This is a genomic window from Streptomyces sp. PKU-EA00015 (genome assembly GCF_013387495.1).
In the GTDB taxonomy this organism is placed as follows: Bacteria; Actinomycetota; Actinomycetes; order Streptomycetales; family Streptomycetaceae; genus Streptomyces.
This window is the reverse complement of record NZ_JABZEE010000025.1, coordinates 25206-39849: the sequence shown is the minus strand read 5'-3', so window position 1 is coordinate 39849 and position 14644 is coordinate 25206. Positions and strand designations below refer to the sequence as shown.

Here is a 14644-nt window from a genome sequence, read left to right as displayed (position 1 = left end):
CGGCGGCGCGGAGGGGGAGCCGCCGCGGCCGTGGTGTGTCCGGGCGCGGTCAGCCGGCGTGCCGCGACCGCAGTTCGGCCTTGAGCACCTTCCCGCTCGCGTTCCTCGGGAGTTCGTCCACGAACTCCACCTGCCGCGGCACCTTGTAGTTCGCCATCTCCCGCCTCGACCAGGCGACCAGGTCGTCCGCCGTGAGCGTCGTGCCCGGGCGGCGGACCGCGTACGCCTTGCCGGCCTCGCCGAGGCGGGGGTCCGGGACGCCGATCACCGCCACGTCCGCGATGTCGGGGTGCAGGCCGAGCAGTTGCTCGATCTCCGCGGGATAGGCGTTGAAGCCGCCGACGATGAACATGTCCTTGATCCGGTCGGTGATGCGCAGGTTGCCGTCCGCGTCGAGGACGCCCACGTCGCCCGTGTGCAGCCAGCCGTCCGGGGTGAGGGCCCGGGACGTCTCGGCCGGGTCCTCGAAGTAGCCCGTCATCACGTTGTGCCCGCGGACCAGGATCTCGCCCGGTTCGCCGGGCGCGGCGAGGACCCTCACCTCCGTGCCGGGGATCGCGCGGCCCGAGGTCGCGGCGATCACCGACGGGGCGTCGCCGCGACGGCACATGGTGACGATGCCGCTCGCCTCGGACAGGCCGTAGGCGGTCAGCACGGTGGGCACGCCGAGTTCGCCGCGGAGGCGTTCGACGAGGCGGAGGGGCACGACCGCGGCCCCGGTCACCACGAGGCGCAGGGCCGACAGGTCGTGCCGGTCGCGGGCGGGGTGGTCGAGCAGCGACTGGTGCAGGGTCGGCGGTCCGGGCAGGACCGAGATCCGTTCGGCGGCGATGTTGGCGAGGACCGTGTCCACGTCGAAGACGGGCTGCGGCACCATCGTCGCGCCGCGGGTGAGGCAGGCGATCACGCCCGCCTTGTAGCCGAAGGTGTGGAAGAACGGGTTCACGATCAGATAGCGGTCGCCCGCGCGCAGCCCGGCGAGTTCGCTCCACAGGTCGTAGCAGCGCAGCGTCTGGGCGTGGGTGATGACCGCGCCCTTGGGGCGGCCGGTGGTGCCCGACGTGTACACGATGTCGGACGGGTCGGCACCGGTGACGGTGTCCGCGCGGGCCCGGACCTCGCCGCCGGTGACAAAGTCGCCGCCCGCGAGGAAGTCCTTCCAGGTGCGGTAGCGGGGGTCGTCGGGCGCGCTGTCGGCGAGGACCACGATCTGTTCCAGGTCGGGCAGTTCCTGGTCGGCGCGGCGCAGCGAGGCGACGTACGAGGTGCCGAGGAAGGTCCCGGTGACGAACAGGAGCCGGACGCGGGAGCGCCGCAGGACGTCGGCGGCCTCGGCGCCCTTGAAGCGGGTGTTGAGGGGGACGAGGACGGCACCCGCGGTGACCGCGCCGAGCGCGGAGACGATCCAGTCGAGGGTGTTGGGCGCCCAGATCGCGACCCGGTCCCCCTTGGCGACGCCGGAGGCGATGCACGCGGCGGCGGCGCGTTCGACGCGGTCGCCGAGTTCGGCGTAGGTGACGCGGGTGCGGCCGTCGACGACGGCCTCCCGTTGCCCGTACCGCTCGGCCGCGTCCCGCACCAGCCCCGGGACGGAGCCCCACTCCAGGTCGCCGCGTCGCATCGCAAGCCCCTCTCGTTAGCTGACGGTACGTCAGATTAGCTGTACGCTGCCCGGCATGGCGACCCTCAAGGACCGGGCGGCGATAGCCGGCACAGGACAGACCGCCTTCGCGAAACACCTGCCGGAATCCGAGAAGGCCCTGGCCTGCCGGGCGGTGCTCGCCGCACTCGACGACGCCGGCATCGCACCGTCGGAGGTCGATGCCTTCGCCTCGTACACGATGGAGGAGACGGACGAGGTCGAGCTCGCGAAGGCGATCGGCGCCGGGGACGTCACGTTCCTCTCCCGGGTGGGCTTCGGCGGCGGGGGCTCCTGCGCCACCGTCGCGCACCTCGCCACCGCGATAGCCACCGGACAGGCGACCGTCGGCGTCGCCTGGCGCTCCCGCAAACGCGGCTCGGGCCCACGCCCCTGGAGGAACACGACGGCCCAACTGCCCACACCCGCCCAGTGGACACGCCCCTTCGGGCTGCTGCGGCCCGCCGACGAGATCGGCATGCTCGCCCGCCGCTACATGCACGAGCACGGCGCGACCCGCGACCACTTCTTCAACGTCGCCCTGGCGTGCAGGAACAGGGCCAACCAGAACCCGGCCGCGATCATGTACGACCGGCCGCTGACCCGCGAGATGTACATGACGGCCCGCTGGATCAGCGAACCGCTGTGCCTGTTCGACAACTGCCTGGAGACCGACGGCGCCCTCGCCTGCGTGGTCGTCTCCGCCGAACGGGCCCGCGACTGCCGCCGGCGGCCCGTCTACGTCCACTCGGCCGCCCAGGGCCTGCCCGCCCAGCACCACGGCATGGTCAACTACTGGAACGACGACCCGCTCACCGGCCCGGCCTGGACGGCGGCCCGGCAGCTGTGGAAGCACGCCGACTTCGGCCCCGATGACGTCGACGTGGCCCAGATCTACGACGCGTTCACACCGCTCGTCCCCCTGTCCCTGGAGGGCTACGGCTTCTGCGGGAGGGGCGAGGGCGGCGCCTTCACGGAGGGCGGGGCACTGGAGATCGGCGGACGGCTGCCGCTCAACACCGGCGGGGGCGGGCTGAGCGAGGCGTACGTGCACGGCTTCAACCTGATCAACGAGGGCGTGAAGCAACTGCGCGGCACGTCGACGGCCCAGGTGCCGGGCGCGGCGACGTGCCTGGTCACCGCGGGCGAGGGCGTGCCCACATCGGCCCTTCTGCTGCGTACGTGAGGAGTGTGGAGATGCTCGTACCGGTGGCCGACGACGACGGTGCCCCCTTCTGGGAGTACGCCGCCCGCGGAGAGCTCCGCGTCCAGTGCTGCGCCCGGCCCGCCTGCGGTGAGCCGCGCTTCCCGCCCCGCCCGTGCTGTCCGCACTGCGGGTCCTTCGACAGCGCGTGGCGCCCGATGTCCGGTCGCGGGCGCATCTGGTCGTACGTGGTCCCCCATCCGCCGCTGCTGCCCGACTACGCCGCCCAGGCCCCGTACAACGTGGTCGTCGTCGAACTCGCCGACGCCCCCCGCATCCGCCTCGTCGGCAATGTCGTCACCTCTCCCGACGCCCCGCTGAACTCGCTCGACCCCGCGCGGCTGCGGATCGGGGCGCCGGTGAGGGCCGTGTTCGACCGCACCGGCCTTCCCCGCTGGCTCCTGGAGCGGCCGTGAGCATCCGGGTGGAGACGGACGAGGACACGGGCGTCGCGCTGGTCACCCTCGACCGGCCGGCGAGGCACAACGCGATCGACCTCGCCATGGCCGGTGAACTCACCGCCGTCTGGCGGCGTTTCCGCTTCGACGACACGGTGCGCGCGGCGGTCGTGACGGGCGCGGGCGCCGCGGCGTTCTGCACGGGCATCGACCGCTCGGCCGAGGTGCCGCAGCCCTCGTCCCCGTATTCGGTGGACGATCCGCTGCTGCGGATCGGCCCCAAGGCCAACGACCTGTGGAAGCCGGTCGTCTCGGCGGTGGAGGGCATGGCCGGCGGAGGGGCGTTCTACCTGCTCGGGGAGAGCGAGTTCGTGGTGGCCTCGCGCGAGGCGACGTTCTTCGATCCGCACACCTCGTACGGAATGGTCAGCGCGTACGAGTCGGCGTACATGGCGCTGCGGATGCCGCCGGGCGAGGTGGCGCGGATGGCGCTGATGGGGACGGCGGAGCGGCTGTCGGCCCGGCGCGCGTACGAGACCGGTCTGGTCTCGGAGCTGACCGAGCCGGGCGGGGCCGTCGCGGCGGCGCTGCGGGCCGCCGCGGTGATCGCCTCGTATCCGCCGGAGGCGGTGCAGGGCACCGTACGGGCGGTCTGGTCGGCGACGGAGTCGGCGCGAGCGGGGGCGCTCGCCCTCGCCCCGCACCTGGTCGTGCTCGGGAACCTGCCGCCGGAGCGGCAGGCCGAGCTGTTCACGCAGGGGCGGGGCAGGGGCGGGCGGGGCAAGGCCGGCTTCAGGCTGCGCTGAGGGGCGGCGGTTCGGCCCGTTCAGCTGCGGGACGCGCGGGAGACCTCGCACTTGGTGTACTCGGAGCCGTCGCCGGAACCGGTGTACGGGGTGGTGAGAACGGCGCTCTCGGAGGCGCCCGCGGCGACGGCGATGGCCGTCTTGGTGGCGGTCGCCGGGACGGCGGTGCCGCCGGCGGCACCGATGAACTTCATGGTGACGTCGTAGTCGTAGTCCAGCGCACCGCTGTTGGTGACGGTGATCCTCGCGGTGAGGTTCTTGGTCGCGGTGTCGTACTTGCACTCGTCGATGGTGATGTCGCGTGCGGCCTTGTCGGCGCTGGAACCGCCGCCGGGCAGCGAACCGCCGCTGCTGCCGGAGCTGTCGTCGTCGCGGTGGCTGCTGCCGCCACTGCTGCTGGAGCTACTGTGGTTGTCACAGCCGCCGCCTCCGGAACCACGGGCTCCGGTCAGGGCGACGAGCGCGATCCCGAAGACGGCGAGCGCGCGGACATGACGGATCTTCACGTTTCAACCCCCGTTGAAAGTGTCGGCAGATGGGCTCGGTTGACGAGCGCACGTCACCCTAGCAGCGCTCGGGACCCCGCTCGTCCCGCTCACCCGCCGCCCGCGACCGCCTCAGCGCTCGTTGCGCGGCCCCGGCCAGGGACGCGTGGGCGGGCCCTCGGGGCCGTGCCCTTCGTCGTGGGGGCCCGGCCGGTAGGGGCCCTCGCGGTACGGGACGGTTCCGCCGGGGTCGGACCCGTACGGCCCCCAGTCCTCCTCCTGCGGGGCGTGCCTCCCCTCGTCGATCTCCCCCCTGCTCGGGCGTCCGCTCATGACCACGGCGGCGACGAGCAGCAGGACGCCGCCGCCCACCGCGAGCGCGACGCCGGTGCCGAGGCGGGCCCCGTCACCGCCGACGGTCAGACTGCCGGCCGCCAGGCCCTGGCGGACCATCCACAGGGCGGTGAAGCCGAGCACGACCAGTCCGGACAGCGCGACGAGCAGGCGGGAGCGCAGCAGCACGCCGAGCAGCGCGATCAGCGCGCCGAAGGCGAGCGGCAGCAGGACCGACGTCGGAAGCGGGCCGCCGGTGCCGGTGATGCCGATGAAGAGGTCCTGGACGCGGTAGTCGCGCCCGTGACGGCCGTCGTACCAGGCACGGAAGGGGCTCCATACGGCGGCCGCCGCTCCGGCGAGAGCGAGAATCGAGCCGATGACGTTGCGGATCATCGCCGGCCTCCTTGGGTCAGCCGCTCCGGTCGTGACCGCTCCCGGTCATGACGCTACGCCCGGCGCGGGTACCCCGCCATGAGCGTCGTACGCCTCCGCCGGACGTACGGGACCCCGACGCCGGACGCACGGGACCCGGCCGGGCGCGGGTGCGGGCCCGCGTCCTACCGCGGCCCGCGGCCCGTGGCCGTGCCCTTCTCCGCGTCGAGCGCGTAGACGCAGCGGTCCTTGCTGCACGCGTACACGACACCGTTCTGGGCGACCGGGGAGCCGGTGATCTCGCCTCCCGTGGCGAGCTTCCAGCGCAGCTGGCCGCCGCCGGCGTCGAGGGTGTAGAGCACGTGGTCGGCCGACCCGAAGTGCACGCGGCCGTCCGCGACCACCGGTGTGCCGACGACCTCGCCGCCCGCCGCGAACCGCCACATCGGCGTCCCGGTCACGGCGTCGAGGGTGTAGAGCGCGCTGCCGCTGCCGACGTGGATGTTGCCGGCGGTGACGAGCACGGGCTCGATGGACTGGCGGGACTCGGTGGCGATGCGCCAGCGGTCCTTGCCGGTGGTGGCGTCCAGTGCGTACACGGTGCCGAGGTAGTCGGCGAGGTAGACGCCGCCGCCCGTCACGGCCGGGCCCGGCGCGAAGGCGGGCGGCGAGAGGAAGACGGCCGGCGCCTCGAAGTGCCAGCGCACCAGACCGGAGGCGATGTCGACGGCGAGGACGCGCGTGCCGGCGGAGACGTAGACGTAGCCGTCGGGCGCCGGCTGTACGCGCACGGGCACGTTCCCGCAGGACGCTGCGTCGCCCACGGGGTAGGACCAGCGCTCCTCGCCGGTGCGGGCCTCCAGCGCGCGCAGGCGGGCGTCCTTCCACACGTAGACGGTGTCGCCGAAGATCGCCGGCCCCGCCTCGGGTGTCTCGAAGTCCGTCTGGGCGCCGGTGATCTCCCACAGCTTCTCGCCGTTGGACGCCTCCCATGCCTGCACGCCGCCGCCGCGGGTGCCGGTGAGGACGGTGCCGCGGTCCACCATGAGGGAGTACACCCAGGCATCGGTCTGCAGCCGCCAGCGCTCGCCGCCGCTCGCGGCGTCGAGCGCGTAGAGCGTCGGACCGTCGGAGGCGTGGATACGGCCCCCCGCCACGGCCATGGACCAGGCGACGTCGCGGGTCTTGAACTGGCGGCGGCCGGTGCCGACGTCGAGCGCGTGGACCTCGAACGAGGTCACGTACAGCAGATCGCCGGAGACGACCGGCGTCCCCCACACGTCGTTCGACATGCGAAAACGCCACGGGCGCCAGTGCCCGGGGCCGGTCTCCGGCGGGGGCGGGGCAGGGGCGGGCACCGGCGCGGGGACGGCGTTGGTGGCGGCATCGGAACCGTTCAGCCCGCCGGGCGGGCGGATCCAGCCGGTGGCCGGGCCGGCGTCGGCGACCGGGGCGTGGCCGGCGCCGACCGCGCGCAGCCCGGGGCCGATGGGCACGGCGGAGCCCGCCAGCCGCACGGGTCCGCCGCCGGAGTGGGCGGGGGCGTGGCCGGTACGGGGATCACTCGCGCCGTGCCAGGCGGGCTCACGGTCGGGAGCGGGCGGCACGGAAGGCGGCGGGGGCGCATGGGGTGCGGGGCGTGAGGGCTCGGCCGGGCGCGGCACGGGGGCGCGGCCGCCGCCACGGCGGGCCTCGATCATGGCGGTGGCGAGACCGGGCAGCCACGCGGAGGCGGTACCGCTGTCGTCGCCGCCGGCGGAGAACAGGTGAGGTGCGAGCTGTGCCTGCAGGTCCTCGGGGGTCGGCCGCAGCCCGGCCTCCATCTGCATGCACGAGTCGATCAGCGGCCGCAGTTCGTCGGGGAGGCCCTCCAGGTCAGGGCCCTCGCGCAGCAGCATGAAGACGGTCTCCACCGGGTTCGCGCCGTGGAAGGGGGCGTGGCCGGTGGCGGCGAAGACGAGGGTGGAGCCGAGGGAGAACACGTCGCTGGCGCCGGTGACGCTGCGCGAGTCGCGGGCCTGCTCGGGCGACATGTAGGCGGGCGTACCGACGGCGACGTTGGTCATGGTCAGGCGGGTGTTGGAGACGCCGGACGCGATACCGAAGTCGATGACGCGGGGGCCGTCCTCGACGACGAGGACGTTGGACGGCTTGAGGTCGCGATGGACGAGGCCCGCGCCGTGGATGGACTGGAGGGCCTCCGCGATCCCGGCCGCGAGCCAGCGCACCGCCTGCGCGGGCAGCGGCCCGCACTCGTTGACGATCTCCTCGAGGGAGGGCGCGGGCACGTAGGCGGTGGCGAGCCAGGGCACGGCGGCGCGCGGGTCGGCGTCCACGACGGCGGCCGTGTAGAAGCCGCTGACCGCGCGGGCGGCCTCCACCTCGCGCGTGAAGCGGACGCGGAACAGCTGGTCCTCGGCGAGCTCGGTGCGCACAGTCTTGATCGCGACCCGGCGGCCGGACGCCGACCGGGCGAGATAGACCAGTCCCATGCCGCCGGCACCGAGCCGGCCCAGCACCTCGAACGGACCGATCCGTCTCGGGTCGTGCTGCGTCAGCTGCTCCATACTTGCGTGCCACCTCCCCGTACGGGCTCCGTCTGAAGGAGCCCGTCATCTACAGCCCCGTGCAGGGTCTCACCCTCAAGCCCCTCTGCGGTGAGCACCCTGATTCTTCCTGTCCGGGGCGACGGTTGCGAACCCGGGGGCGGATCGGGGTGTCTCACCCGGTTTCGGACACGTCGGGCACCCGGGCCGCGCCTCTCGTGGGGACGCCTGGCCCCTCCCGCGGTTGTCCACCGCTCCCGCGGTTGCCCACCGCCCGGAGCCGCCTGCCGCGCAGGGGCCACCGCCCTGTCCGGGCGCGCCGCGCCGGCGGCCCGGCGCGTTCGCCGCCGTGAGGCACCCCTCGGGGAGGGCCGCCGATCGCGCCCGCGCGCGGCTGGAGCGGTGACTGTCGGTCGCGCTGGAGGCACCGCCTCACTTGGGGCGACGCCCCCGCAGAGTGGCCCGCCGGCCCGGGGCAAGCGGCCCGGTTCGCGGGGCAGAACCCCGCTCGCCCGGTGTCCCGGCTCCGGTGAGAGCGCGGCTTGCTCACCCCGGCCGTCCCCGAGGGCCCGGCCGCCCTTGCGGGCATGGACCCACCGCCCCGGACGGGGCCGCCGCCTGCGCCCCGGGGTGGCCGCCCGGCCCCGGGCGGAGCCATCGCGCTCACCCGCCGGTGGTTCCGCCGCTCCCCGAGGCGCCGGCCCCGCCGGGCCGTGGCTCTGCATGCGGCTCAGGTCCGGCCGCCGGCTCAGGCCGGGGGCCCGGCTCAGGACCGGAACCCGGCTTGCGGGCGGGACCCGGCTCGTCGGCGGACTTCGGCTCGCGGGCGGAACCGGGCTCTCGTTCCTCCGGTTCCGCGCCCCGCACGCGGTCCCACTCCGTGTCCGGGTGGAGTTCGGGGTCCAGGCGGGGACCCGGCGACGTGGTCGGTTCCGGGGCGCGGTGGGCCAGGGGGCCTTCCGGCAGGACGGGCTCCGGGGGCGCGGTCTCCGCCAGGATCGCGAACGTCGCGCCCTGGTCGTCCGTGAGGACCGCGATACGCCCGTACGGGATGTCGGACGGCGATGTCCGCACGCGGCCGCCGAGCCGGACGACCGTCTCCGCCGCCGCGTCGCAGTCCTCGACGCAGAAGTAGACGAGGAAGTGGCCGGGCATTTCCGCCGGCAGGGAGTCGTCGATCACGCTGCGCCCGCCCACCGCCGTGCTCTCGCCCGGTTCCGTGCCCGCGGGCGACCACATGCGGAAGTCCTCGGACGTGATGCCGGGCAGGTCGGTGCCCTGGAAGCCGAGGACCCCCTCGTAGAAGGCGTCGACGCGCTCCTTGTCCCGCGTGTAGACCTCGGTCCAGCAGAACGAGCCGGGCTCGCCGCGCTTCTCGAAACCCGTGCGCTCCCCCGCCTGCCACAGCCCGAAGACCGCGCCGCCCGGGTCCGCCACGACGGCGGCCGTGCCCGCCCGGCCCACGGGCAGCGGGTCGTTGATCACCTGGCCGCCGCCCGCGGCGACGCGGCGCGCGAGCCCGGCGGCGTCGGGGGTGGCCAGGTAGACGTTCCATACGGTGGGCATGCGCCCGTCGCGCTTGGGGATGAGGGCGGCGACGAGACGGCCGTCGCTGTAGGCCTCGGCGTACCGGCCGCGCGTGCCGCCGCCGAGGAGCGGATCCCCGCCGCCCTCGGTGAAGGTCCATCCGAAGAGCTCCCCGTAGAAGCGCTTGCCCGCCTCGACGTCGGGGAGGGACGCGTCCGTCCAGCAGGGTGTGCCCTCTGTGAATACGGCCATGGACCGGTCCCTTCCGTGTGGTGCCCGTCACATCAAGCTAACGTCGCCACACCTTGGGCGCGCGGAAGAAAATCGAACAAAAGCCCCAAAGGGGGACAGTGAGGGCCAGGTGTCACGGTCCGCGACGACCCGTCTCGGCGAGTTGTCCACCGAAGTTGTCCACAGGCTGTTGATAACACTATTGCCGTCGCGCGCCCGCACCCCATTTGCAGTCGGCCGAATCGCGCCCCGATCACCCCTCGGTAAGCTGACGGCATGACAGGACAAGTACGCACCGTCGACGGCCGAGTGGCCGGACGACGCGGCCAGGCGACGCGGCAGAAGCTGCTCGACTGCCTCAGCGAGATGCTCAGCTCCTCGCCGTACCGGGACGTCAAGGTCATCGACGTGGCCCGGAAAGCGGGCACTTCGCCCGCGACGTTCTATCAGTACTTCCCGGACGTGGAGGGCGCCGTCCTCGAGATCGCCGAGGAAATGGCCAAGGAAGGCGCATCGTTGACCGATCTGGTCTCCGGGCGCTCCTGGGTCGGCAAGGCCGGCTGGCAGTCCTCGGAGGAACTGGTCGAGGGTTTCCTCGACTTCTGGCGCCGCAACGACGCGATCCTGCGCGTGGTCGACCTCGGCGCGGCGGAGGGCGACAAGCGGTTCTACAAGATCCGCATGAAGATCCTGAACTCCGTCACCAACTCCCTCACCGAAGCGGTGCAGGAGCTCCAGTCCAAGGGCAAGGTCGACAAGGACGTGAGCCCCGCGGCCATGGCCGGATCACTCGTGGCGATGCTCGCCGCGGTGGCCTCGCACCAGAAGGGCTTCACCACCTGGGGCGTGAAGCAGGCCGAACTGAAGCCGAACCTCGCGCTGTTGGTGCACCTGGGCATCACCGGCAAGAAGCCGACGAGATAGCGTCGCTCCGGCACCACCCGAAGTCCTGTCACGCCGACGGCGGTCACCCACGAGGTGACCGCCGTCGCGCGTTCCGCCCCCGCTCTCCGCTCACCCGCCGGCCGGGCACGGCGCGAAGAGACCCGCGCGTTCGGCCGCGGCGTCGCGCAGCAGGTGGACCGGCCCGAAGAGCAGCTCGTCGGCCGCCGCCCGCTTGACGTACAGGTGCACCTCGTGCTCCCCCGTGAAGCCGATGCCGCCGTGCAGGTGCGCGGCCTCGGCCGCGACCGCGCGCAGCGACTGGAGGCACTGGGCGAGCGCGAGCGGGCCCGCCTCCTGGTCCCGGGCCGCGCAGTACGCCGCCGAGCGGGCCGTCTGGACGTGCACGTACGCGTCGGCCAGCCGCTGCTTGACCGCCTGGAACGAACCGATCGCCCGCCCGGACCGCTCGCGCATCGTGACGTACCCGACGGTCCGCTCCAGCGCGCTCGCCGCGGCGCCCGCCGCCTCGGCCGCCAGCATCACCGCGACCTGCGTTCCGGCCGCCGCGAGCGCGTCCGCCACCGCTGCCGCGTCGTCGGCGCCGAGCAACTCCCCCTCGACCTCCCGCAGTTCGACACGCGCCTGCGGCCGGGTCTCGTCCAGCGCGCTCTGCCGGATCCGGGTCGCACCGGCCGCCTCCGGGCGCACCAGGAACAGGAGCGCACGGCTCCGGGGGAAGCCCCCCGTGTGCGCGGCGACCAGCAGCAGGCCGGCGCTGTGGCCGTCGAGGACCTGGGCGGCCTCCCCGTACAGCAGCCAGCGCCCGTCGCCCGCGGGCCGCGCCTGGATGCCTCCGGCGCGCCCTCCCCCGGCCCATTCACCGCGGGCCGACGCGCCGCACGTCAGGGCGAGCGCCGTGGCGAGGGCGCCGCCGGGGACGGCGAGTGTGCAGGTCAGCGAGCCGTCGGCGATGTGCGGCAGCAGCCGCTGACGCTGGTCGGGGGTGCCCAGCGCGTCGATCAGCGGCGCCGCGATCCCCACGGTGGCGGGCAGAGGGGACGGCAGCAGCACCCGGCCTGTCTCCTCGCAGGCGAGGGCGAGCTCGGTGAGGGTGCGGCCAGCGCCCCCGTACGCGGCGGGCAGCGCGAGGCCGGGCAGGCCGAGGCGGTCGGCGAGCCGCCTCCACAGCTCGGTGTCGTATCCGGCGGCCGTGCGCACGGCGGCCCGGACGTCCTCGGGGGTGGACCGCTCGGCGAGCAGGTCGCGCAGGGTGCGGCGGATCCCGTCCTGCTCGGGGGTGAAGGCGGTGAAACCGGTGAAGTCGGGGACCTCGGCGTCCATCCGGAGCTCCTCCCACGGACCTGACCTGACGGATCGTCATGTTAGGGCCGGCACCACCGGATGCCCAGAGCACTTTCTGATGTACCGTCAGAAACATGCCTTCCCCATCGCGCAAGGCCGCCGTCGTCGGCATAGCCCTCTCGGACTGCGGACGCGTCGACGGCCCCACCCCCTACACCCTCCACGCCCAGGCCGCGCGGCGCGCGCTCGCCGACTCCGGCCTCGACCGGTCCGTCGTCGACGGCCTGTGCTCGGCCGGCCTCGGCACGCTGGCCCCGATCGACGTCGCGGAATACCTCGGCCTGCGCCCGACCTGGGTGGACTCCACGGCTGTCGGCGGCGCGACCTGGGAGGTCATGGCCGCGCACGCGGCCGATGCGATCGCCGCGGGGCACGCGAACGCGGTCCTCCTCGTCTACGGATCGACCGCCCGTGCCGACATCAGGGCGGGCCGCCGGACCTCCAGCCTCTCCTTCGGGGCCCGCGGCCCACTGCAGTTCGAGGTGCCGTACGGGCACACACTGGTCGCCAAGTACGCGATGGCCGCGCGCCGCCACATGCACCGGTACGGCACGACCCCGGAGCAGCTCGCCGCGGTCGCCGTCCAGGCCCGTGCGAACGCCGGCGCGAACCCGGACGCCATGTTCCGCGACCCGATCACCGTGGACGACGTGCTGGGCGGACCGGTGATCGCGGACCCGTTCACCAAGCTGCACTGCTGCATCCGCAGCGACGGAGGCTGCGCGGTGCTGCTGGCCGCGGAGGAGTACGTGCCGGACACGGCGAAGGAGCCGGTGTGGATCCTCGGCACCGGTGAGCACGTCTCGCACACCACGATGTCGGAGTGGGACGACTTCACCGTCTCGCCGGCGGCGGTGAGCGGCCGGCTCGCCTTCGAACGGGCCGGGGTGCGGCCCGACGAAATCGACATCGCCGAGATCTACGACGCCTTCACGTACATGACGCTGGTGACGCTGGAGGACCTGGGCTTCTGCGCGAAGGGCGAGGGCGGCGCGTTCGTGGAGAAGGGCCGGCTGCTGCGGGACGGGGGGCTTCCGGTGAACACGGACGGCGGCGGGCTGTCGGCGTGCCACCCCGGAATGCGGGGCCTGTTCCTGCTGGTGGAGGCGGTGCGCCAGCTGCGCGGCGAGGCAGGGGCGCACCAGGTCGGCGGCGTGGGAGGGTCGGCGCCCCGGCTGGCGGTGGCGTCGGGGACCGGGGGCTGGTTCTGCGCGTCCGGGACGGTGGTGCTGGGGCGGGGGTGAGATGCACCCCGCCCCACGGACGCCGGGCCCGTGGACATGGCCCTCGCCGTGGGGGCGTTGAATGACCCCATGAGCGACGACCAGACCGCCCGCCAGGAGACGTTCCGAGCCCTCCTGCGCGCCCAGCGCGTGTGGGACCTGCCGTCCCTGCCCTCCTTCGACCCGGACGCGGCACCGGACACACCGCTGGAACTGTTCCACCACTGGTTCGGTGAGGCCGCCGCGGCCGGGCAGCGCGAACCGCACACGATGACGCTCGCGACCGTGGACGACGAGGGCCGTCCCGACCTGCGGACGCTGATGCTGCACGACGCCGACGCGCGCGGCTGGCACTTCGCCTCGCACTCCACGAGTGCCAAGGGCAGGCAACTGGCCGCCCGTCCGGAGGCCGCGCTCGGCTTCTACTGGGCCGCGCAGGGCCGCCAGGTGAGGGTGCGCGGCACGGTCACCACGGGCACGGCGACGGAGGGACAGGCCGATCTGCACGCCCGCTCGACGGGAGCGCTCGCCGCCGCGCTCACCGGGCGCCAGAGCGAGGTGCTGTCCTCGCGGGCCGAGCTGGCGCGGGCGTCGGAGGCCGCGTGGGAGCGGGCCGAGGCGGAGCCCGACGCGCCCGTGCCGACCTGGACGCTGTACGTGCTCCGGCCGCGCGAGGTCGAGTTCTTCCAGGGGGACGCCCGGCGCAGGCACGTACGGCTGCGGTACCGGCGCACCGAGAACGGCTGGGAGCGGGAGCTGCTCTGGCCCTGACCCTCACGCCGGCCGGAAGACCGGGACCGTGACACCGTCGTCCTCCCCCGTGCGGAACGCCACGACCAGCCGCATTCCGACGGCGAGGTCCGCCGCCGCGCAGGCGACGACCTCGGTCATCATCCGCGGCCCTTCGGCGAGTTCCACGACGGCGGCCGTGTACGGGACCCGGTCGCCGAACGGCGGCAGGTCGTTGCGGTGGACGACGGACCAGGTGTGGAGCACGGCCCGCCCGCTCGCCCGCTCCCAGGCGACGTTCTCGCTCCAGCAGTGCGGGCAGAACTCGCGCGGGTAGTGGTGCGCCCTGCCGCAGTCGCCACAGCGGCGGATCAGCAGGGCCCCGGCCGCGGCCGCGTCCCAGAAGGGGCGGGTGAAGTCGTCGGCTTCGGGGGTGGCGGTCACAGGAGGAGTCCGATCGCGCGGTCGAGGGACCAGGTCTGCCAGGACATGGCGAACAGGGCGACGACGGAGACGAGCGCCATCATGGCGTTCTGCCCCTGCTCCGCCCAGTCGTGGATCATCAGCACGAGATAGAGCAGGTTGAGGAGCAGCCCGCCGACGAGGGCGACCGGGGTGAGCAGGCCCGTCACCAGACCCAGACCCAGGGCGAGTTCGGCATACACGACGATGTACGCCATCAGCCTGGGGCGCGGGGCGACCACCTTCTCGAAGCCGGTGCGCACGGCCTGCCAGCGGTGCTCCCGCGCGACGCCGGCGGCCCAGGCGATGCCGGTGCCGCGCTCGAACCAGCCCTTCCGGTCCTTGTGGCGCCAGCTCTCCAGCCACCACAGGCCGAGACCGATGCGCAGGACGGCGGCCCATTCGGCGCCGGTGAGCCAGACGGTCCGCATGGCCGTTC

General features: G+C 73.8%; 13 protein-coding genes and 1 pseudogene. 6 read left to right on the top strand and 8 right to left on the bottom strand.

Annotated features, from left to right (window positions below):
• Positions 1-49: 49 nt before the first annotated feature.
• Complete coding sequence (locus HW130_RS16975; protein ID WP_177150436.1) at positions 50-1621, bottom strand: FadD3 family acyl-CoA ligase; 1572 nt, start codon at positions 1619-1621, stop codon at positions 50-52.
• 55 nt (positions 1622-1676) lie between these two features.
• Between HW130_RS16975 and HW130_RS16970 the strand changes: the two genes are divergently transcribed.
• From HW130_RS16970 to HW130_RS16960, 3 genes are read left to right on the top strand one after another with little or no spacing between them, the layout of a single operon-like run.
• Positions 1677-2825, top strand: a complete 1149-nt coding sequence (locus tag HW130_RS16970; protein ID WP_177150435.1) for a lipid-transfer protein — start codon at positions 1677-1679, stop codon at positions 2823-2825.
• A gap of 11 nt (positions 2826-2836) precedes the next feature.
• Complete coding sequence (locus HW130_RS16965) at positions 2837-3259, top strand: Zn-ribbon domain-containing OB-fold protein (RefSeq protein WP_177150434.1); 423 nt, start codon at positions 2837-2839, stop codon at positions 3257-3259.
• A complete protein-coding gene (locus tag HW130_RS16960; RefSeq protein WP_177150433.1) occupies positions 3256-4047 on the top strand; it encodes an enoyl-CoA hydratase/isomerase family protein in 792 nt (263 codons plus the stop codon). Before HW130_RS16965 ends, HW130_RS16960 begins: the two co-directional genes overlap by 4 nt.
• 20 nt (positions 4048-4067) lie before the next feature.
• On the opposite strand, the gene HW130_RS16955 is transcribed toward HW130_RS16960, so the two are convergent.
• The 4 genes and pseudogenes from HW130_RS16955 to HW130_RS16940 form a co-directional block, all read right to left on the bottom strand.
• A complete protein-coding gene (locus HW130_RS16955) occupies positions 4068-4553 on the bottom strand; it encodes a hypothetical protein (RefSeq protein ID WP_177150432.1) in 486 nt (161 codons plus the stop codon).
• A 111-nt stretch (positions 4554-4664) separates the two neighbouring features.
• Positions 4665-5261: a hypothetical protein gene (locus HW130_RS16950; RefSeq protein ID WP_177150431.1), complete on the bottom strand. Its 597-nt coding sequence runs from the start codon at positions 5259-5261 to the stop codon at positions 4665-4667.
• A 164-nt stretch (positions 5262-5425) separates the two neighbouring features.
• Positions 5426-7807, bottom strand: a complete 2382-nt coding sequence (locus HW130_RS16945) for a PQQ-binding-like beta-propeller repeat protein (protein ID WP_177150430.1) — start codon at positions 7805-7807, stop codon at positions 5426-5428.
• 948 nt (positions 7808-8755) lie between these two features.
• Positions 8756-9565: pseudogene (locus HW130_RS16940) on the bottom strand (VOC family protein); the annotation flags it as partial.
• Positions 9566-9820: 255 nt separating this feature from the next.
• On the opposite strand from HW130_RS16940, the gene HW130_RS16935 reads away from it, so the two are divergent.
• Entirely contained in the window at positions 9821-10468 is a 648-nt protein-coding gene (locus HW130_RS16935; RefSeq protein WP_177150428.1) for a TetR family transcriptional regulator, read from the top strand.
• 90 nt (positions 10469-10558) lie between these two features.
• On the opposite strand, the gene HW130_RS16930 is transcribed toward HW130_RS16935, so the two are convergent.
• Positions 10559-11770, bottom strand: a complete 1212-nt coding sequence (locus tag HW130_RS16930) for an acyl-CoA dehydrogenase family protein (protein ID WP_177150427.1) — start codon at positions 11768-11770, stop codon at positions 10559-10561.
• 95 nt (positions 11771-11865) lie between these two features.
• On the opposite strand from HW130_RS16930, the gene HW130_RS16925 reads away from it, so the two are divergent.
• Positions 11866-13035: an acetyl-CoA acetyltransferase gene (locus tag HW130_RS16925; protein ID WP_177150426.1), complete on the top strand. Its 1170-nt coding sequence runs from the start codon at positions 11866-11868 to the stop codon at positions 13033-13035.
• Between the two features lie 69 nt (positions 13036-13104).
• Positions 13105-13785 carry a pyridoxal 5'-phosphate synthase gene (locus HW130_RS16920; RefSeq protein WP_177150425.1) on the top strand — a complete coding sequence of 227 codons (681 nt, stop codon included), beginning with the start codon at positions 13105-13107 and terminating at the stop codon, positions 13783-13785.
• 3 nt (positions 13786-13788) lie between these two features.
• Here the strand turns inward: HW130_RS16920 and HW130_RS16915 are convergent, their stop codons facing one another.
• Positions 13789-14187, bottom strand: coding sequence for a Zn-ribbon domain-containing OB-fold protein (locus HW130_RS16915; protein ID WP_177150424.1), 399 nt, complete (start codon positions 14185-14187; stop codon positions 13789-13791).
• Entirely contained in the window at positions 14184-14636 is a 453-nt protein-coding gene (locus tag HW130_RS16910; RefSeq protein WP_177150423.1) for a DoxX family membrane protein, read from the bottom strand. Before HW130_RS16910 ends, HW130_RS16915 begins: the two co-directional genes overlap by 4 nt.
• Positions 14637-14644 lie beyond the last annotated feature (8 nt).